At 51.5% G+C, this 20,149-nt stretch carries 20 protein-coding genes; 15 read left to right on the top strand and 5 right to left on the bottom strand.

Annotated elements, in window-relative coordinates:
* The first annotated feature begins 577 nt into the window (after positions 1-577).
* The 10 genes from atpD to QKW35_RS14760 all read left to right on the top strand — a co-directional run bounded on the left by atpD (position 578) and on the right by QKW35_RS14760 (position 8,816).
* Positions 578-1,987, top strand: coding sequence for a F0F1 ATP synthase subunit beta (gene atpD, locus QKW35_RS14715; RefSeq protein WP_282354241.1), 1,410 nt, complete (start codon positions 578-580; stop codon positions 1,985-1,987).
* Positions 1,984-2,394 (top strand): F0F1 ATP synthase subunit delta/epsilon, encoded by a 411-nt coding sequence (locus tag QKW35_RS14720; protein ID WP_282354243.1) that lies wholly within the window; start codon positions 1,984-1,986, stop codon positions 2,392-2,394. The genes atpD and QKW35_RS14720 overlap by 4 nt, the downstream gene beginning before the upstream one ends.
* Before the next feature lie 8 nt (positions 2,395-2,402).
* Complete coding sequence (locus QKW35_RS14725; RefSeq protein ID WP_282354245.1) at positions 2,403-2,687, top strand: AtpZ/AtpI family protein; 285 nt, start codon at positions 2,403-2,405, stop codon at positions 2,685-2,687.
* Positions 2,680-3,381: a F0F1 ATP synthase subunit A gene (locus QKW35_RS14730; protein ID WP_282354248.1), complete on the top strand. Its 702-nt coding sequence runs from the start codon at positions 2,680-2,682 to the stop codon at positions 3,379-3,381. Before QKW35_RS14725 ends, QKW35_RS14730 begins: the two co-directional genes overlap by 8 nt.
* Positions 3,374-3,640 carry an ATP synthase subunit c family protein gene (locus tag QKW35_RS14735; RefSeq protein ID WP_282354250.1) on the top strand — a complete coding sequence of 89 codons (267 nt, stop codon included), beginning with the start codon at positions 3,374-3,376 and terminating at the stop codon, positions 3,638-3,640. The genes QKW35_RS14730 and QKW35_RS14735 overlap by 8 nt, the downstream gene beginning before the upstream one ends.
* 37 nt (positions 3,641-3,677) lie before the next feature.
* Positions 3,678-4,427, top strand: a complete 750-nt coding sequence (locus QKW35_RS14740; RefSeq protein ID WP_282354252.1) for a F0F1 ATP synthase subunit delta — start codon at positions 3,678-3,680, stop codon at positions 4,425-4,427.
* On the top strand, positions 4,414-5,907 hold the full coding sequence (locus QKW35_RS14745; protein ID WP_282354253.1) for a F0F1 ATP synthase subunit alpha: 1,494 nt from the start codon (positions 4,414-4,416) through the stop codon (positions 5,905-5,907). Before QKW35_RS14740 ends, QKW35_RS14745 begins: the two co-directional genes overlap by 14 nt.
* A gap of 1 nt (position 5,908) precedes the next feature.
* Positions 5,909-6,778: a F0F1 ATP synthase subunit gamma gene (locus QKW35_RS14750; protein WP_282354254.1), complete on the top strand. Its 870-nt coding sequence runs from the start codon at positions 5,909-5,911 to the stop codon at positions 6,776-6,778.
* Between the two features lie 416 nt (positions 6,779-7,194).
* Positions 7,195-7,374 carry a hypothetical protein gene (locus QKW35_RS14755; protein ID WP_282354256.1) on the top strand — a complete coding sequence of 60 codons (180 nt, stop codon included), beginning with the start codon at positions 7,195-7,197 and terminating at the stop codon, positions 7,372-7,374.
* Between the two features lie 137 nt (positions 7,375-7,511).
* On the top strand, positions 7,512-8,816 hold the full coding sequence (locus QKW35_RS14760; protein WP_282354257.1) for a DUF945 family protein: 1,305 nt from the start codon (positions 7,512-7,514) through the stop codon (positions 8,814-8,816).
* Positions 8,817-8,865: 49 nt separating this feature from the next.
* On the opposite strand, the gene QKW35_RS14765 is transcribed toward QKW35_RS14760, so the two are convergent.
* Positions 8,866-9,807 (bottom strand): LysR family transcriptional regulator, encoded by a 942-nt coding sequence (locus QKW35_RS14765; RefSeq protein WP_282354259.1) that lies wholly within the window; start codon positions 9,805-9,807, stop codon positions 8,866-8,868.
* Between the two features lie 111 nt (positions 9,808-9,918).
* Between QKW35_RS14765 and QKW35_RS14770 the strand changes: the two genes are divergently transcribed.
* From QKW35_RS14770 to QKW35_RS14785, 4 genes are all read left to right on the top strand, one after another.
* Positions 9,919-10,122 (top strand): hypothetical protein, encoded by a 204-nt coding sequence (locus QKW35_RS14770; RefSeq protein WP_282354261.1) that lies wholly within the window; start codon positions 9,919-9,921, stop codon positions 10,120-10,122.
* On the top strand, positions 10,122-11,051 hold the full coding sequence (locus QKW35_RS14775; RefSeq protein WP_282354262.1) for a sodium-dependent bicarbonate transport family permease: 930 nt from the start codon (positions 10,122-10,124) through the stop codon (positions 11,049-11,051). The genes QKW35_RS14770 and QKW35_RS14775 overlap by 1 nt, the downstream gene beginning before the upstream one ends.
* 133 nt (positions 11,052-11,184) lie before the next feature.
* A complete protein-coding gene (locus tag QKW35_RS14780) occupies positions 11,185-12,123 on the top strand; it encodes an AEC family transporter (protein ID WP_282354264.1) in 939 nt (312 codons plus the stop codon).
* A 38-nt stretch (positions 12,124-12,161) separates the two neighbouring features.
* Positions 12,162-12,413, top strand: coding sequence for a hypothetical protein (locus QKW35_RS14785; RefSeq protein WP_282354266.1), 252 nt, complete (start codon positions 12,162-12,164; stop codon positions 12,411-12,413).
* 11 nt (positions 12,414-12,424) lie between these two features.
* Here QKW35_RS14785 and QKW35_RS14790 read toward each other — a convergent pair whose 3' ends face one another.
* Together QKW35_RS14790 and metG are read right to left on the bottom strand one after the other, a co-directional pair.
* Positions 12,425-12,886: a DUF1499 domain-containing protein gene (locus QKW35_RS14790; RefSeq protein ID WP_282354268.1), complete on the bottom strand. Its 462-nt coding sequence runs from the start codon at positions 12,884-12,886 to the stop codon at positions 12,425-12,427.
* A 130-nt stretch (positions 12,887-13,016) separates the two neighbouring features.
* A complete protein-coding gene (gene metG, locus QKW35_RS14795) occupies positions 13,017-15,086 on the bottom strand; it encodes a methionine--tRNA ligase (RefSeq protein WP_282354269.1) in 2,070 nt (689 codons plus the stop codon).
* A 344-nt stretch (positions 15,087-15,430) separates the two neighbouring features.
* On the opposite strand from metG, the gene trmA reads away from it, so the two are divergent.
* A complete protein-coding gene (gene trmA, locus QKW35_RS14800) occupies positions 15,431-16,519 on the top strand; it encodes a tRNA (uridine(54)-C5)-methyltransferase TrmA (protein ID WP_282354271.1) in 1,089 nt (362 codons plus the stop codon).
* Here the strand turns inward: trmA and QKW35_RS14805 are convergent.
* Positions 16,516-18,921: an EAL domain-containing protein gene (locus QKW35_RS14805; RefSeq protein ID WP_282354273.1), complete on the bottom strand. Its 2,406-nt coding sequence runs from the start codon at positions 18,919-18,921 to the stop codon at positions 16,516-16,518. The genes trmA and QKW35_RS14805 overlap by 4 nt on opposite strands.
* A 14-nt stretch (positions 18,922-18,935) precedes the next feature.
* Positions 18,936-20,105: an ABC transporter substrate-binding protein gene (locus QKW35_RS14810; protein WP_282354275.1), complete on the bottom strand. Its 1,170-nt coding sequence runs from the start codon at positions 20,103-20,105 to the stop codon at positions 18,936-18,938.
* Positions 20,106-20,149 lie beyond the last annotated feature (44 nt).

Raw genomic sequence — 20,149 nt, forward strand, 5'->3', positions numbered from 1 at the left:
GTTGATGAGAACGTCGGATCATTCCTCAGACACGCAGAGACACTCAACGGTAGAGGTTTCGTGGCCCCCGGTGCTTTACCCGCATTGGCTCTGTTTGGTCGTTCAAACTATTACGTACGTTCAGCGAAGAGCATGGCAGCCGAGTAGGCAGCGCTGCATGACTGGTTCCGATCGTCGAACTTTACTCTAAGCATCAGTCGGCTGCATTTGCCACAGGTCTGTTTCGGGTCTTGTAATACCAAGTGGCAGGACGAGGTCTTAAGTTGGTAGGGATCTCTTGCAAAGAAGTAACCGTCTTACCCTTTGCTTTGGGCGGAGTTACACGATCTATACTTAAGCTTGAAAACGAGCCGTCATCCCTTTAAGAGTGAATGGATCGATGATTGAGAACAGTAGATTATATCTATTGCATCAGGCTTTTGAGTTAATTAATAGGATTTTAGATTGGAGAAATATTGTAGGCCTCCTGATTAAAAGGAAGTGGTTTTTAAAATGGTCGTTTGTTGTTGTTAAAAATTAATGTTGTGGTGCTTTGTGGTTTTTAAGTAAATGAATAATTTCACGTTGAAGGGGTGTCATGTCAAAAGGGCTTACGCTTGCTGAAGAACAAAAGCAAACCTCTACACCTGTTGGGATTATTGCTGAAGTGCATGGTCCGGTAGTGGTGATTGTCTGCAAAAAACTGCCACCGTTACACCAGGCTTTGCTTGCATTGTGTGACCACGAAGTATACTTGTTTGAAGTACATCAACATATCGACGAACAACACGTGCGCGCTATTACCCTGCACCGTACTGCAGGTCTTCACAGGGGGATGGCCATCTACGATACCGGTGCGCCACTGCATATTCCGATTACGCCATCCTGCTTAGGGCGCTTGCTGAATACCTTCGGCGAGCCGCTGGACGGTGGTCCAGCGTTACAAACAAAGGATTATCGTAATATTCACAATCGACCTGTACCTATTCATGAGTCTGTGGGAATTGGCGACTTATTGGAAACGGGTATCAAAGTTATTGATTTACTGTGTCCCTTTATCAAGGGAGGGAAAATAGGACTATTCGGCGGTGCCGGTGTTGGTAAAACAGTATTAATAATGGAGTTTATGCATGCTGTCGCTACACTCCATGAAGGCGCGTCGGTTTTCGCTGGGGTAGGGGAACGAATGCGCGAAGGTCATGAATTGTGGCAATCCCTGCGAGAGGCAGGGGTATTACCCGAAGCGTTGATGATATTTGGTCAAATGAATGAATCACCCGGCGTAAGGTTTCGAATTGGCCTGTCGGCTTTGACGTACGCGGAGTATTTGCGCGACAGCTTGCAAAAAGATGTGTTGTTTGTGATGGATAATGTTTTTCGTTTCGTGCAGGCCGGTAGCGAGATCTCTAGCCTATTGGGGCGCATGCCCGCCACCGTCGGTTACCAGCCCACTCTCATCACCGAAGTGGCTGAGATGCAGGACCGTATTCTATCTACCCGACAAGGGACCATGACATCGGTTCAGGCGGTCTATGTCCCGGCCGACGACATGACCGATCCTGCTGTGAATGCCGTACTTTCGCATCTGGATACAAGCATCATTCTCTCACGCGCCCAAGCGAGCAAGGGGATCTATCCGGCGATTGATCCATTGCAGTCAGGTAGCAAACTGTTCGACCGGCATGCCTTGGGTGAATATCACTACTCCATTGCGGAGGGCGTGCGCGAACACTTGGCTCGTTATCATGAGCTGGAGGACATTATCACGATGCTAGGAGTCGAAGAACTGTCGCCTAAAGATAGACAAATTGTTATGCGGGCTCGTAAGTTGCAGCGTTACTTCAGCCAGCCGTTTTATACCGCTGCCTCGCATACCGGGATTGCGGGCATCTCAGTACCATTGGCACAAACACTGGCTGACTGTGAGGCATTTCTGACAGGCCGCTACGACAACGTACCCGAAGAGCGGTGTTACATGCGTGGTGGCATGGACGAATTAGCGCAATGAAGAGTTTTACGCTGCGCCTTCAGGATGCGACCCAGTCGCTTGAGATGAAGGGTATTACTTCATTTGTAGGCGAAGACGCGAGCGGTAGCTTTGGCATACTGGCTGGCCACGCAAGAATGATGACCTCTCTCGTGATCGGGATGGCTCGCTTTTACACTGGGAAACAGTGGCAATTTATAGCTGTTCCCGGCGCGCTGCTCTATTTTAATAACAATATACTGACACTAAGCACCAGGCGTTACCTGGTAGATGACAACTACGAACGTATCAGTGATGCACTGCAGCAGCAAATTTTGGTTGAAGAAGAGAAACTGCGGAGCATGAAAAACAGCCTTTACCATATGGAAGAAGAGATGCTGAAGCGACTGTGGGCGACGGGGAGGTCAAGCTCAAAGAACATAGAGTAAGGAGCCCAATGGAAAAGAATGATAAAGCGTTACAGAAGCGGGTGAAGCGTCAAGCAGGGCGAATGAAGCAGGCAGAAAACGATCGTCCCACCCTCATGGGCCAAACTGTATATTTGGGAACGCTGGGGCTTGTGTTTGTATTACCCGTCATCGGTGGTGCCTATCTTGGGCGCTGGTTCGACAGTCTGGCAGCCGGCTACTCTGTACGTTGGACTCTGAGTCTCATCTTTTTAGGCTTAGTGATCGGAGCAATCAACGTTTATCTTTTGATCAGAGAACATGATCATGAATGACGTAGAGTTGTTTGCCGCACCCGTATTTGAATTGGGGCCAGTGGCGATTACCAGTACAGTTATAACCACCTGGGGAATCATGATTCTCACCTGGTTGTGTGCCGCATTGTTCAGTTATCGCATACGACTTTCTCCGGGAGCCGCACAAACGGCCCTTGAAGGCATTGTATCTGCCATGGAAACGGCTATCGCAAATGTAGCGCCGCAGCATACCCAGAAATTGCTCCCCTTTATTGGCTCTCTCTGGATATTTCTGGTACTCGCTAACCTCAGCGGCCTAATTCCCGGCGTGCATTCGCCAACTCGGGATATATCCGCTACTGCCGCCCTGGCGATTCTGGTCTTTTTTTCTACTCATTGGTTTGGCATTCGTGAGCAAGGGCTAAAAAATTATCTACGCCACTATTTACGCCCCAGTCCTATTTTGTTGCCCTTCCATATTATTAGCGAATTAACACGCACTGTGGCGTTGGCGGTTCGGTTATTCGGTAACATGATGAGCTTGGAAATGGCTGCAATGTTGATTCTGCTTGTGGCCGGCTTTTTGGTGCCTGTGCCCATCTTAATGCTTCATATCATCGAGGCTCTGGTTCAGGCCTATATCTTTGGCATGTTGGCGCTGATCTATGTTGCCGGTGGTCTACAATCACAAACATTAAGGCAGCGAAAAAAACAAGGAGATTCCCATGCCTGATCTTTCTTCTTTTACTCTTGCTTCGACAGTAGCTGCGATACTCGGTATTTCATTTGGCGTTATGTTACCTGCGGTGGCGATGGGGTGGGCCATCAAAAGTGCTCTTGATGCTTTGGCTCGTCAACCTGAGGCTGAACGGGCTATCACGCGTACCCTGTTTATTGGTTTGGCAATGATCGAATCATTGGCCATTTATGTATTAGTTATCGTCTTGATTGTGCTATTCAGAAACCCTTTGCTCGAATATCTGGTGAAATAAATTATGGGTCAATAATAAACAAGAAAGGAATGCCGTCTTGGAACTGAACTGGTCCACATTCGTGCTGGAAATTGTCAACTTTCTGGTTTTGATCTGGATATTGCAGCGCTTTATATATAAGCCGGTCCTTAAGATTATTACGCAGAGACGCGCCGAAATAGAAAAGCAGAGTGCCGATGCGCAGTGTTTACACGAGGACGCCACCAATCTGAAAAAACAGTATCAGAACCGGCTGAATGATTGGGATCAGGAGAGGCAATTAGCACGGGATAATCTTAATAAGGAGATAGAGAACGAGCGGATTCGCCAACTTGATGAACTGCAGAGGGAGCGGGTTCAGGAGCGGGAAAAAATCAAGACAGCGGAGGAGCGACGTTATATTGAAACCGTTCGTGAGATTGAACACCAAGCTTTGCGGCAAGGAGCCCAATTTGCTGCGCGCCTGCTAAATATAGCGAGCGGGCCTGAGCTGGAAACGCGATTGATCTCTCTGCTTATTGAAGAGCTAAACGCATTGGCCCCACATAAGGTTTCGTTGCTTCAGGAACACTGGGGGGAAGCTCCAGGATCCATAACTGTATGCAGTGTTTATCCGATATCAGAGGGGCAAAAAAAACTATTGGAAACCGCCTTGGCAAAGACTATTGGGCAAACACTCCCCGTGAATTATACACAGGAGCCTGAGTTGGTCGCTGGGTTGCGTATTACTATCGGCGCTTGGGTACTACAAACTAATGTTCGTGATGAGCTGAAAGGATTCGAGGAATTTGCCCGTGTCGCTCGATGATTTTAGCGGCAACCCAGAGGGGGCGGTGGCCAAGCAGGCAGACTGGCTGAAGCGTTATCAACCAAGCCTGCATATTGTTGAGCGAGGCAGTGTAGTCTCCGTCGGAGATGGTATTGTCTGGATCCGCGGTCTGCCCTCCGCCGCGATGGATGATATCTTGACCCTCGACGATGGCAGCAGTGCCATGGTATTCGACCTCACGGAAGACTTGGTTGGTGCTGTTTTGCTGCATGAGACTGATGCGTTGACTGCAGGTACTGCGGTACACATGACAGGGCGAACCTTAAGTTTACCGGTCGGTGACGCTTTGCTAGGGAGAGTGATCGACCCTTTAGGCGAGCCTTTAGACGGCACCAGCCCACCCCATCCCAGCGCCTGGCAATGTCTGGAAGGGCCTGCGCCAGGTATAACCGCCCGAGACTTCGTCAATCAACCGCTATACACAGGTATCAAGATTATCGATACGCTGGTGCCCATCGGCAAAGGCCAGCGACAACTATTGATCGGAGATGACGGCCTGGGTCGAAGCGCTCTGGCGTTAGATGCCGTTATCAATCAACGTGGAAAAGGTATTTACTGTGTTTATGTCCTCATTGGCCAAAAACGTTCCACTGTCGTCAATACCATCGAAACTCTGCGCAATTACGATGCGCTGGATTACACCACAGTTGTAGTCGCTGAAGCGAGCAGTCTCCCAGGCTTACAATATTTGGCTCCATTTGCAGGGTGTGCGGTGGCTGAATTCTGGATGCAACAGGGGCTGGATACCTTGGTGGTCTATGACGACCTGTCGACTCATGCCAAAACCTACCGGGAGCTTTCGTTGTTATTGCGCCGCCCTCCCGGTCGTGAGGCTTATCCCGGGGATATTTTCTCGGTACATGCCCGTTTATTGGAGCGTTCCACCTGTCTTAATGCAGTTTACGGTGGCGGTAGCATGACGGCGTTGCCCATTGTTGAAACCCAACAAGGAGAAATCTCCTCTTACATCCCGACCAATTTGATCTCTATCACCGACGGCCAGCTTTATCTTGAGCGTGAACTGTTTTCAGCCGGTTTTCGACCCGCCATTGATATTGCTCGCTCCGTTTCTCGAATCGGAGGGCAGGCTCAGCATCCCCGGATTAAGGAAGAAGCTGGACGTATGAAGCTGGATTATCTCCAGTTTATGGAGTTGGAGGCCTTCACCCGCTTTGGTGCACGCTTGGAGGCTTCAATGGAGGACGCTATCAACCGTGGTAGGGTGTTACGGGAAATCTTGAAACAGGATCGACTTGAGCCGTTGTCAGAGCAGTTTCAGGTCGCTTGGTTGTTAGCTTTTAATGATGGATTGTTTAGCGGAGTAGAGCTTGAGCAGGTGCATCAAAGGCTCGAAGTCTTGAGGCATAAACTGCATGATTCGACCCTATCTCTGGATTCACCGCGTGAACAATGGCGTGACATGTTGCGGCAGTGGTTAGATCTGAGTGAGGGGGAGTGACATGAGCAAGCGGCATGATCTCGACCATCATCGTTACAGTCTTGGTGAGATCCGAGAGATCATGAACGCTATGAAAACCCTGGCCTACATGGAAACGCGAAAGCTGTCCCGCTTTATTCAGGCTCAGAAGGCAGTGGTTGCTAATATTGAGTCCGCAGCAGTTGATTTTATGTCCTTTCATGGCGATACCTTGCCAGAGGTTCAGACAGAGATAACAGTGTATTTGTTAATCGGCACCGAGCGTGGTTTTTGTGGCGATATCAATCAGGCGCTAGCAAGTCAATTTGAGAGGGTTGAAACACATGCCGTTTATGGTGCTTCGGCAAGTCTGATTGTTATCGGTCGTAAACTACATCAATTATTTGAAAACGATAAACGTGTGGCTGCATATATCTCTGGTGCCAATATCGCTGAAGAGGTGTCCGCTGTATTAGAGGAAGTGGCGCAAGAATTATCAATATTGCAGCGAAAACATGGCACGCTCACTCTATACAGTATCTATCACTCTGGAGAAGATGGCATAAAAATGAACATGCTGTTGCCTCCATTTAAGTCGTTAAATCATCAACAGGTTAGATATTCAGATCCGCCGCTTCTAAATATACCACCGGCTGAATTTTTTCTTGAATTAACAGATGCTTACGTGTTTGCAGCGTTAAATGAAATGCTCTATACATCTTTGATAATTGAAAACCGTCACCGGATGACGCATTTGGAGGGGGCGGTTCAGCACCTTGATGAAGAGGTCATTGAGCTGATGCGCAAATCCAACGTCCTGCGGCAAGAGGAAATCACTGAGGAAATTGAAGTGATTCTGCTTAGCACAGATAGCCCTAACATCAGGGAAAAAACTAAAAAGACCTATAGATAGCAGTGCCTTTTTGAAGGTCAAATCCATTGTGAAAAGCGGTGGTTGGTCTTCTAACTGGCTAGAAGCGCCATTGGGTGGCGGATCACCAACTCTTTTGCCCATTCGTTTCGGTTGTCCCATGCGGTTTTAGCGCCCGCCCTTCGGGGCATTCAGAGCAATTCAATCTCCGCGTTAGCGCTTTTCGCCAGGCAACCAGCATGGCTGTAACCGCTGCCTCAATCTTGAATTGCTCTGATTGCCAGAGGCGTTTCGGACTTGTTCGCAGGTTCCCTAAGCTCCTTTTTGGAAGCACAGCAATTCCTTTCGTTTCTGAGTACGAAAATTTTTTATTGATCTAGGACAACTTTTGTAAATTTTGTGGTAAAGTCACGCGCGAAAATTTTCACAAACTCGCGGTTTGATAAGGAATATTATAAATGAACGTTGATCAGCACCTGAAAGTTGCACAGTGGCACCTGGAACAGGCTCGTCTGCACGCTACTAACGGCGACCACAAATGCGGCTGCCCAGTAAACGACCACGACGCTAAAGCGATCGCTGCTGTTGAAGCTGGCATGATGAAGATCGAAGAAGAACTGACTTGCTCCGTAAAATAAGTTAGTTGCTTCCGAAAAAAGCCGCGCCATAGAGTGCGGCTTTTTTGTGCCTGAAAGAAACTCATGGTCCCGAAGCAGTCGTCAGTATTTGTGCTAGACTGCGCTGCAATATTAATGGAGTGATCAGGAGATTATGGATGAACAAACTCGTCCTTCCCGTGGTATTCGTTGGCGCGGCTGCAATAGCGGCAGGCGGTATCAAATATACCGGTGATCAGGCACATGCGTCTGTTGTGCAGGTGGTTGAGCAGATCAATACAGCGCCGCAGTACGAAGGCATGATGAAAGCAGAGCTGCAGTCCTCGCCAGGTTATATGGCGAGCAGCTACCAGATCGACCTGATCTTCGAAGATCCAAATATCGTAGAGGTTTTGCAGATCGAACGTATCCCGTTTGTGATGAATACCAAGAACGGCTTTCTGACCGCAAACTACGATCTCCGTCTGGCCCCAGGTGAGTTGCTGGATGCCCTAAAAGCCACACAGGCCAATCCTTCCCAGCCACCTGTGCTGCTCCTGGCTGATGCCAGCTTTAATCCGGTATCACAAGAACTGGTCGTTGATCAGATCTTTAAGTCCGACACCTTTGCTGTAAAGGAAGAGAACAACGAGTTCCGTATTGGCGCTTTTGAAAGCGAAGGTACAATTGTTGGCAATGAGATGTCCGGTACAGGCTCCATCGGCGATACCGTCATCATTGAAAACGGTGAGCAGCTGGTGAAAATGAGCGGTATGACACTGGCGCATCGCGCTACTTTGGTGCCAGGAAGCAGTTACTTTGATGGTCTGCTGTCCAGCTTCAAGATGGATGCCACAATTGGCGAGATGTGGGTGAACAACCACGCCGCGAATAAGGTTGTAACCCTGAACGACATCGGTATAGCGATGGCTCAGGCAGAAAAGGCTGACCGTACCTTGCTGGATTTTGTCTACAGTATGGGTGCAGTGGCTGTTGAGTCTGACTATGAAGAACCGGTAAACCTGAACAGCGCAAAACTGGATATGACCTTCGACTTTGATAAAGAGGCATTCCAGACCTTTTCCAAGCAGGTAAACGAACTGCCGCAGGCACAGCGCCAGAACCCGTTTGTCATGATGGGGCTGTTTAGTGGCCTGACAAACAAAGGTATTAACCTGAACCTGAGTACGTTTGACGTGCAAACCGATAAAGGCATCCTGAAAGCCGATGGCGATATGCAGATGGCAGGCTTCGATATGATGCAGGGCATGCAGAATCCGAACGCATTGCTGCAGAAGCTGGATGGCAATTTCCAGTTCAGTGTGGACGAATCCCTGCTGCAGGCGTTGCCGGATCAGAACCCGTACCGTGAGCTGGACGGTCTGGCGGCGCAGGGTCTGATGAAGAAAGAGGGCGGCAAGATCAGTACTGAGGTGTCTGTTAACAAAGGTAAGATCGTGGTTAACGGCATACCGATGACCTAAACATGATCCTGTTCGAATAGTTAAAGGCAGCCCCGATCGGCTGCCTTTTTTATGCCTGGCTGTTCAGCTCTTCCAGCAAACTGTCCCGTCCGGTGTCGCTGACGTAATCCAGAAAAGTCTGGGCGACAACGGACAGGCTCTTGGACTTCAGATGCACAAGATACCAAGTGGGTGTAATCGGCAGCTGTTGCACATTCAGTTCAGCCAAACCAGTGCGGCCACCGAAGGAGAGGGTATGGCTGGAGAGGATTGATACCCCTAGTCCCGACATAACCGCGTGTTTGATCGCTTCGTTACTCTCGATTGTCATGCGTACGTTGAGTTTGATCTCACGGTTGGCCATATGCTGTTCGATGGCGTGACGGGTGCCCGATCCGTTTTCCCGCATCAGGAAAGGCTCTTCGGCAAAGGTTTCCAGTGGAATTGTTGTAGCATTTGCCAACGGATGATCTTCAGGCGCAATCGCGACCAAAGGGTTGGGCAGGAAGTCATAGGTTTGCAGCGCGTGGTCCTTGGGGGGATGACTGAATACGTACAGGTCGTCTTCGCCGGTCTCCATACGATCGATAATTTGCTGTCGGTTGCCCACCTTAAAGTCGATATCGATCTCGGGATACAACTTACAGAAATCACCCAGTAGGTGGGGGATAAAGTACTTGGTGGTTGTCACCACCGCCAGCTTCAACGTACCCGCTTTCATACCCTTGAGTTGAGACAGGGTCATATCCAGGCGATCAAAGCTCTGCAGCACCTCGCGGGCGGTAGAGACAACGGCAAGTCCTGCTTCGGTGAAAATCAGCTTGCGGCCGACTTGATCGTAGAGCCTGGCATCCACTGAGCTTGCCAGCTTTTTCAGCTGCATGGAAACGGTAGGTTGGGTCAGATGCAGCTGCTCGGCAGCGGCGGTGACGGAGCCCTGTTGGTAGACCGCCAGCAGGATCTCCAGCTGTCTGATCGTACCAATATGCGCGTGTAGGCGTGATTGATTCATGTATAGATGCATGTCTATTTTAAAAATAAATAATATCGATTTTTGTCTATTCTTAAAATCCTTCAGAATGCTTTCCCGTCGAGTGAATCTTTACAGGAGAGAATAAATCAGATGAAAAAGCGGGCGTTTGCGTTTGAGATGGCGGTGTCCTTTGTGCTGATGGCATTGGGCTTGGTGCTGGTTCAGCTGGGGCTGCCAGGATACGGACTGGTTGTTGTTGCAGCGATCCTGATGGGTCTGTCCTTTGTAACCCGTAAGTGGGTGGCACAGACTGCAAACGTTAAGGTGGCTGCTCCTAAACGGGGTAACCACTGATGCAACTGGATGTAGTGGTTGGTTTCTTCCTGCTGGGTATGGTGGCTCAACTACTGAAGGCGCCAATTAAAATGCCGAAGGGATTGTATGAATCCCTGACCCTGTTCCTGTTGATCGCGATTGGCCTGAAAGGTGGTGTGGCATTGAACAGCCACGCTTCCGGTGATCTATTAATCCAGGCTGCGGCAATCATTGGTTTTGGATTGGTGCTGCCCCTGATCGCCTTTCCGATCCTCTATAAAATGGGGGGCCTGTCCCGTATCGATTCGGCATCAGTAGCCGCCCATTATGGCTCGGTAAGCGTGGCAACCTTTGCCGTAGCGATGACGGTCGTGGAAGCCAACGGCATCGAATATGAACCGTACTTCCCGCTCTTCGTGGCGCTGCTGGAGGTGCCGGCAATTGCAGTGGGTCTTTGGTTAGCGCGAGACCGTAATCAGGAACTGGATCTTAAAAAGGCTGCCCATGAGATCTTCCTGAACCAGGGCGTGCTGTTGCTGGTGGGTGGGCTGTTGATCGGTTGGTGGGCCGGCGCCCGCACCGATTCGCTGATGCCGTTCTTTAGCTCTCTGTTCCACGGTGTGCTGGCGCTGTTCCTGCTGGAGATGGGGCGTATCGCATCGTCGCAGTTGGGCGTGTTGCGTAACTTCGGCTCATTTATCGCCAGCTTTGGCGTGCTGATGCCGTTAGTGGGTGCAGGCTTGGGTGCATTGTTGGCGCATGCTTTAGAGCTGTCCACCGGCGGTGTCATCCTGTTGGCTACCCTGGGAAGTAGTGCATCCTACATCGCTGTACCGGCGGCGATGGTGGTCGCGCTGCCAAAAGCCAACCAGAGCCTGTCGATCACCGCATCCCTGGCGATCACCTTCCCGTTTAATGTGTTGGTGGGGATTCCGCTTTATAGTGTGCTGGTGGGACACTGGTCGTAGACCTAAGTGAAACAGCGCGTAGAGATGCGCAACAGTGATGTGCGTTTTCCGAGATAGTCTGACCGGTTTCCAGTAGATAGAATTTCATCTTTTGTGAAAGGACTCCCGCTAGGGTCGGGAGTCGGAGAGAAAGATGCAACTGCTGCTGGAAACCGTGATCCCTGTCTTCGCCCTGATGGCGATAGGGTGGGGGTGTCGCAAGTCGGGGATGCTGGATGCGGGGGCCGCCAAGGCGCTTAACCAGTACGTATTCTACATCGCTATCCCGCCCCTTTTGTTCCTTTCGACTGCCCGGGTCTCGCTGGCCGAAATCATAAACTGGCCGTTTCTAGGTGCCTACTTCGCAGGCACCGCTGCTGTAATTCTGGTGGCGCTGGCGGGCGCGCGCTGGCTCCATCTAAAAGGCGCGTTGGACAGGGCCGTGGTGGCGCTGATCGCAAGCTGGGGCAATACGGTTTACATGGGCGTGCCGCTCTTTTACTTCCTGTTTGGTGATGACGGTACCCTGCCGGTGGTGATCGTGACACTCAGTACCAACATGGCGATGATCTTTGTGCTGGCCCTCTGTGCACACCTGGATGCAGAAGGGCAGGAGCGCGGTTCCATGCTGGCGATGTTCAACAATGTGTTTCTGAAGAACCCCGTTATGCTGGCGCCCATTCTGGGTATGTTGGTCTCCTATTTCTCAGTTGCTGTTCCAACACCACTGGAAAACCTGTTGAACATGATCGCCCCTTCGGCGGCGCCGGTTGCACTGTTTGCGATGGGATTGTCGCTGTATGGCCTGTCGTTTAAAGGGAACATGGTGCAGCTGAGCTGGATGACTGCGATGAAGCTGCTGGTACAACCGCTGGCGACGTTGTTGGTGGTGCTGGTGATTGGTATGAATCCGTTCTGGGCAGCATCGGCGGTACTGTTGGCTGCACTTCCGGCAGGTTCCATGGTGTATGTGTTGGCACAACAATACGATACCCGTGTCGAGCTCGCTTCAAGTACCGTGCTCGCCACCACGATGTTGTCTTTGCTTAGCCTGGCATTGCTATTACCATGGATAAAAAGCTGGGTGGGCTAAAAGCCTGGCTGATTATCTAAGCAAATTAAGTGGTCCTGATGCTGGAAGAGTACAAAGTTCTTTGGGTGTTGCTGTTTGTGGCTCTGGTGTTTACGCCGGTCACACTCAATGCCATTCGCCGTTACCGTGAAACCCCGCCGCCGATGGCGAAAAATGATCGCAAGCTTTACCGGTTGTGGCGTTCCGATCCGGATGCATACGAACGCCAGTACGGCGCAATGGATCGAGAATATATTGCGGCCCAGGAGCGCAAAGCCGCCGCGCGCAAGGAAAACAAAGACTCTGACTGAGGCGTCAACCGCTACAACTTCTGTAGGCGCGTGCGCAGTTGCAGGGCGCGCGCTTTGTTCACTCCCATATCGCTGTAGCCAATACGTGATGCCGAGCGGATATGAATCTGTTTGGATGTCTCATCAATTCGCACTTCCAGATCATCTACAAAGCCAAAGGTACCCGATCGGTAGGTAGCAGCGAAGTAGTTGTCTTTCTCCCGCACCATGCTGCCGCCTGTCGCATCAATCGACTTGCGAATCAAACTGCGGACAACCTTGATATTGGCACTGCCGTATTCAATCGGCTTGATGTAGTGCTCAACGTCTTCGGGGTACTCGGTGCAGATGCAGTTGGGTGATTGAGGGCAGGCGCTGAGTTTGCCTTCAATCAAGCCCGGTGCGCTGCCTGATTTGGATAGCTGTCCCATCATAAAAAGCGCTAGCAGGATGCCGGCAGCCCCAAGTGCAATCAGGATGAGAATGTATTTCATAGGCGAGTCCGGTTTATTGAGGGTGTTTTCATCATAGCAGCTTGTATCAACGGGGCTTTTTCCGACCGCACAGCCACAAAAAAGCCCGGCGTTGATACCGGGCTTTTTACGGGATTCTGATCAGGTCAGATTACATGATACGCATGCCAGGCTTGGCGCCTTCATGCGGCTCAAGAATCCACAGGTCTTTACCGCCAGGACCGGCAGCCAGAACCATACCTTCGGACATGCCGAACTTCATCTTGCGCGGTGCCAGGTTAGCCACCATTACGGTCAGCTTGCCTTCCAGATCTTCCGGAGAGTAAGCCGACTTGATACCCGCGAAGACGTTGCGGGTTTCGCCGCCCAGATCCAGGGTCAGCTGTAGCAGTTTCTTCGCGCCATCCACGTGTTCCGCTTTTGCGATACGGGCAACACGCAGGTCCACCTTGGCGAAATCGTCGAAAGTGATGGTATCGGCGATTGGGTCTTTATCCAGCTCGCGAATCTCATCTTTGTTGTCGACTTCGGTCTGGGCTTTCTGTTTGTGACCCGCGGTGGATGCCGCCAGGGCAGCCAGTGTTGCTTTGCTGTCTTCGATCATCGCGTTCACTTTGTCCTCTTCGATGCGCTGCATCAGAGGTTTGAACTTGTTGATCTTGTGAGACAGCAGAGGCTGTTTAACCGAATCCCAGGACAGATCTTCGATGTTCAGGAACGCTTTCACGTCTTCTGCAACCTGTGGCAGTACCGGTGCCAGGTAGGTCACGATGACACGGAACAGGTTGATGCCCATAGAGCAGCAATCCTGTACTTCCTGCACTTTGCCTTCCTGTTTCGCCAGAACCCATGGCTCAGCCGCATCGATGTACTGGTTAGCCTTGTCGGCAATCGCCATGATTTCACGCATCGCGCGGGAGAATTCACGGTTCTCGAACGCCTCTGCAATGGAGTCGCCTGCGGCAACCGCTTCTTCGTACAGGGCAGGGACTGCCAGTTCTGCAGCCAGCTCACCGTCAAACTTCTTCTTGATGAAACCTGCACAGCGGGATGCGATGTTTACAACCTTGTTGACCAGGTCTGCGTTAACGCGCATACGGAAGTCTTCCAGGTTCAGGTCGATATCGTCGATGCCGGAACCCAGCTTCGCTGCGAAGTAGTAACGCAGGTACTCTGGACGCAGGTGGTTCAGGTAGGTTTCCGCCATGATAAAGGTGCCGCGGGACTTGGACATCTTCTGACCGTCGACAGTCAGGAAACCGTGGCAGAACACTTTATTCGGCTTACGGAAACCTGCGCCTTCCAGCATTGCTGGCCAGAACAGGGTGTGGAAGTAGGCGATATCTTTACCGATGAAGTGGTACAACTCGGTGTCGGAAGATTCGTTCCAGTACTCGTCAAAGTCTACGCCGTTCTTGTCACACCAATTCTTGAAGCTGGCCATGTAGCCGATTGGTGCGTCCAGCCATACGTAGAAGTATTTGCCCGGCGCATCCGGAATCTCGAAACCCCAGTACGGTGCGTCACGGGAGATATCCCAATTCTGCAGTCCGGATTCGAACCACTCGTTGAGCTTGTGGATCATCTGATCCTGCACACACTCGTTCACCCAGCCGCGCAGGAAGCGCTCGAAGTCGCCCAGTTTAAAGAAGTAGTGCTCGGACTCTTTTTCGATCGGCTTGGCACCGGATACAGCGGAGTAAGCGTTTTTCAGTTCTACCGGGCTGTAGGTTGCACCACATTTCTCACAGGAGTCACCATACTGGTCTTCCGCGCCACATTTCGGGCAGTCACCCTTAACGAAACGGTCCGGCAGGAACATCTCTTTCTCAGGGTCGAACGCCTGGGTGATAGTTTTCTGGGCGATGTGGCCCTTGTCACGCAGACGGGTGTAGATCAGCGACGCGAAGTGCTGGTTCTCAGAAGAGTGCGTGGAGTAGTAGTTGTCGAAGCCCACCATGAAACCGCTGAAGTCGCGCTGGTGTTCAACACTCACCTGATCGATCAGTGCCTGTGGCTCGATCCCCATCTGATCTGCCTTCAGCATGATTGGTGTGCCGTGCGCGTCGTCTGCGCAAACGTAGGTGCAGCTGTGGCCACGCTGTTTCTGGAAACGAACCCAGATATCGGTCTGAATGTACTCTACCAGGTGACCCAGATGGATCGGGCCGTTGGCGTAGGGCAGAGCGCTTGTAACGAGAATTTTACGCTGGTCAGTCATGATGGGAAGTCAAACCTGAATAATATATGTACGCATTAAGGAGGCTGCATAAAAACTATTGCGACTTGGCTATAGGGCGTTAAAAAGCCACTCAACATGCTCACTTACTCAGAGTAAGCTCCGCTGTTTCGTGTCTTTTTGCCTTCTCTAGCCTGCGCTCATTACGTTTTTAATCATCCTCTGAAACGCGCAATTTTACGCTGTTTACAACGGTTTATGAACAGATAGCCGGCCTCGAAACGAAATATATAAGGGATTTTCATCTTCTCCCCGCTATTCCATAACCCGCGTGGCTGGTAGAATCGCGCGTCTTTGAGCAACATGCGTAATCAGGTGAGGTAGAGATGGCGATTCCCAAGGTGGAACCGGAAAAGTACGACGAACTGCTGGCAGAGAAAAAAGCCTGGGTTGAGAACGAGTTCTCGGCGTTTGAGCTGCCAGAGATCGAAGTGTTTGAGTCGCCTAAGGAGCACTACCGCCTGCGTGCCGAGTTCCGTACCTGGCACGACGGTGATGACCTGGATTACATCATGTTCGAACCGGGTAGCAAGCATCAGCACACCAAGCTGACCAGCTGCCCGATGGTATCGGAAACCATCCACAACCTGATGTTCACCCTGCTGGACGAGATCCGCGGCATCGAAGCGTTGCGCCGTCGCCTGTTCCAGGTGGATTTCCTCAGTACCCTGAGCGGTGAAGTGCTGGTAAGCCTGCTGTACCACCGTCCGATCGACGAGGTGTGGGAAGCGGAAGCGCGCAAATTGCGTGAGAAATTCGGCATTAACATTGTGGGCCGTTCCCGTAAGAAGAAAGTGGTGCTGGACCAGGACTTCGTCATCGAGAAGATGGACATCAACGGTCGCGAGTACATCTACAAGCAGGTGGAAAACGCCTTCAGCCAGCCAAACGGTGAAGTGTGCCGATCCATGATTAAGTGGGCGCTGGATGCCAGTCAGGATGCCGGTGGTGATATGGTAGAGCTGTACTGCGGTAACGGTAACTTTACACTGCCGTTGGCGCAGAACTTCCGTCGTGTGGTGGCAACCGAGATCTCAAAAACCTCCGTTTACGCGGCTCAGTACAACATCGAAGCGAACAACATCGATAACGTAGATGTGGTGCGCATCAGCTCCGAGGAGTTCTCGCAGGTACTGAGTGGTCAGGTGCAGAAGCGTCGCACCAAGGATCTGGACCTGGAGAGCTGCGACTTCACCACCGTACTGGTCGATCCGCCGCGCGCCGGCTTGGATGATGACACCGTGAAGCAGGTGCAGGAGTACAACAACATCATCTACATCTCCTGTAACCCGGAAACCCTGAACGACAACCTGAAAGTGATCACCGAAACCCACAAGCTTGAGCGTTTCGCGATCTTCGATCAGTTCCCGTATACCCACCACCTGGAGTGTGGTGTCTACCTGACACGTCGCTAAGCCAGCGCTTCCGTCAGAAGGACCCGTTCCGGCGAGGCGCATTTGGCCTCTATCTCGTCTGAAAGGACTTCCCAATCCGATTCGAGGGCGTCAGCCCTCATCGGTTTGGCAAAGTAGTATCCTTGTGCACAACGTCCACCTCGCGCCCGAATAAACTCCATCTGTTCGCGTGTTTCGATTCCCTCCGTGATCACCTTCAGGCTCATGCTGTGGCTCATCTGGATGATCGCTTCCACCAGACCGCTGTACTTGCCGTCTTCCTGGTTGGTGCAGTTGATGATGAAGGAGCGGTCGATCTTCAGTACATCCAGTGGGAACTTCATCAGATAACTCAAAGCGGAATAGCCGGTACCAAAGTCATCGATCGCAATCCGGCAGCCGAGTTTGTCGAGCTGGGAGATCACTGTCAGGTTGTTTTGGTTATCGTGCAGTAGCAGACTTTCAGTAATCTCGATCAGCAGGCTATCAGGCGGCAACCGATGCTGCGCAAGTGATTGCTCCAGGGTTTCTACCAGATGTTCCGACTGGAATTGACGGGTAGACACGTTAACCGAGAGATAGAAATCGTCGTTCAGGTGTTTGCGCCAATGTGCCAGTTGGGCACAGGCCTGCTCAATGCACCAAGCCCCAATGGGGGTAATTAATCCCGTCTCTTCAGCGATCGGAATGAAGTGGAACGGTGATATGAACCGGTCGCTGTCTTTCAGCCGCAGTAGGGCTTCGGCACCGGTAATCGTGCCGTTTTTCATATTCACGATCGGCTGGTAGTGAAGCTCAAGCAAATTATCGCGAATCGCCCGGCGCAACAGGGCTTCGGTGTGAGCCCTTTCCTGCGCATTCTTCACATGTTCCGGGGAATAAAAGGCGATACGGCTGCGCCCTTCGTCTTTTGCGCTGTACATCGCGATGTCGGCATTCTGCAGCAGGGTGGCAGGTGTGTCTGCGTCGACCGGATAGCATGCAACGCCGATGGAGGCAGACGCATACACCTTGCAGTTGGGTAGCTTAAAGGCGTCCTCCAGAGCCTGCAGGATTCGCTGGGCTGTCGCAGTGGCATCCTCCGGTGAAGAGATCTGTTCCAGAATGACGGCAAACTCATCACCGCCCAGACGGGCAACTCTTTCGGTGCCTTGCAGTTCCTGCTGGATACGTTGCGCCGCGGCTCGGATCAGCTCGTCACCAACGTGATGGCCAAATGTGTCGTTGACGGATTTAAAGCGGTCCAGGTCGATAAACAGCAGTGCGAAGGGTTGCTGCGAAAGCTGGCGCTCATTCACCAGAGATTCCAGATATGCCTGAAACTGATTGCGGTTTGGCAGGCCCGACAGCATATCGGTATTGGCTTGAAGGTCCAGTTCGCGGTGAGCTTGCTTGAGGCTGGTCACATCGGACATGACAGCCAACGCACCTGGGAAGGTATCGCTGGCAGAGAGCGTCGCGTCGATCAGCATGTCATGTAACGTACCTGCAGCGTCCAGGATCACCAGCGGAAACTTGGATACCAAACCGTATTTCCACAGCATGTTGATCAGTCGTTTTACTGTTTCGGGTGATTCGGCATCCCGTGTCAAAGCCGTCAGTGGTTGGTTGATGATCTGTTCGCGGTGGTAGCCGAGTGCTTTGAGAAAATAATCGCTCGCGTCACAAATAACGCCTTTTTCATCAAAACTGAATAGCAGCGAGGGTGTGGAGTGATAAAGGTTTTTCAGGTGGTCTTCGCTGCTTTTCAGGCGTGAGTGATGTTGCTCGATGCGGCCCTGCATCTCGTTAAAGGCGCGGGTGATTTCACCCAGTTCATCGTCCGGGTAGTGGTTTACACGGGCAAATTTCTGCTCTGCCTGGCTGTGTTTGATTGCACTGAGCAGCGACTGGATCGGCCCACCCAGGAGTCTTTCGTAGACCATATAAATCGCCAGAGACATGGTGACTACAATCAGCAGCAATGAGAGCAGCGATTCGTATAGATCGCGCTGTTCTGCTTGCTTGAGGCTCAGGTTGCCGACTTTTACACGCAAGGTGCCGGCACGTTGCGTGATATGAGCATTTTGGTAGATCAGCGGTTCTTCAAGCGAGAAAGCGACCTCGACATTATCTTTCAGGGGCGAGTTCGCCTGATGCACGATATTGTTGCCTTCGTCCCAGATCGTAACCTGCAATACGTCCGGGTCTAGCATGATGGTGTGGGTGATACTTTCGAGTGCGTTGGTGTTGAAGTTCCAGAGTGGATCAACAAGAACGGTCGAGTATTGGGTCAGGCTTTCACGTTTCTGTTCAAGGTTGAGGTTGAACTGTTCCTTAGCGTTGTGTGCAGAGAAGCTGAATGATAGACCCAGCGCTAACAGTACTGAAGGCAGCAGGACCAGCAGCAGTTTTACGCGAAGCGATTGAAACCGGTTATGCATCAAATATCTGACCGTCAGTGATTGATGGAGTTAAACACATGTTTCAATGAGAAATCATAGTCATGTTTTTTCCAGCTGTCGCCGAGTAAGAAACGATTAAAATCGATCTTTCCCCAGTTCTCATCACCTAACCGGTTTAGGTACTGGTCGACATTTGTGGCATCAATGCTCTGCATTTGGAAACGCACAGGGCCGATCGGCTGGTCGTCGCCTTGTTGTAGGCGTGTGTGATAATCCTTTAGTAACACCATCGACCAGGCGCCTGCCAGGAAGTGGCCGCCATCGGAGAGCAGCAGTTCGCCAGACCGAACCAGCTGCAGTGCTTCAACAGACCAGTTGAGGCCAACCATACATACGTCTTTTCCGGCTTGCAGGCCATTCTCCTGCAAAGCGTCCCGGGCTCCAAAGGCGATAGGATCATTTGCAGACCAGATGGCGGTGGGTGTGACCTGGTTACGCTCGGCCCACTGCAGATAGCTGTGGGTCAGGGCTTTGGCCTCGGCTCGGTTCCAGTTGGCATACAGGAAGCGATCGAGTTTGATTTCGTTTTTATGGTGACTCACGACGGAAAGCGCTCCACCGTTTCGATCGATGGAGGCGGGTGTGAGTTTGTCACCACCAATCGCCAGGAAGTGGTAGGGCGATTGTACGTTCGATTGTTCGGCACAGCGATGTAACGCCTGCATCATGCGCTTACCAGCACCAAAGTTATCCGGTGTAATGGCTCCCAGGAGGTTTTTATGAATACCACCAGGAAGACCAACCCGGGTTCGTTGCTCCGGCAGGAAATCATTCAGCAGCATCAGGGTACGGATCTGTTTATGACTGGCGGCCAAAAGTATCTTTTCCGCGGCTTGTTCTTCATTCACCAATATCAGGTACTCGGGCGGCGTGTCGCGTTGTGTGACCGCGACGCCTTGTTCCGCCATACGCACACGGTTGCGCTGCGCGTATATAACTTCCAGCTCAATGCCAAAATCTGTGGCAGCGGCGCGCATGGTCTCGGTGACCATATCCCAGAAGCGTTCACCTTCTTTGCCGGGGTTAATGAAAGTGACACTCATCGCCCAAGTGGTGGATGAGAACAGAAGTGCAATAAACGAGGCGAGATACCTAATCGAACTTGTCATTTTTATTGTTCCGTTCGAAGACTGCAGGAGTGTGTATTTTGCCCCGATTTTCATGGTGTCTTCAAACCCAATCTGCGCACTGGTCTTACCACTTTAGA

It is taken from the genome of Pontibacterium granulatum (assembly GCF_029961155.1).
GTDB lineage: Bacteria > Pseudomonadota > Gammaproteobacteria > Pseudomonadales > Balneatricaceae > Pontibacterium > Pontibacterium granulatum.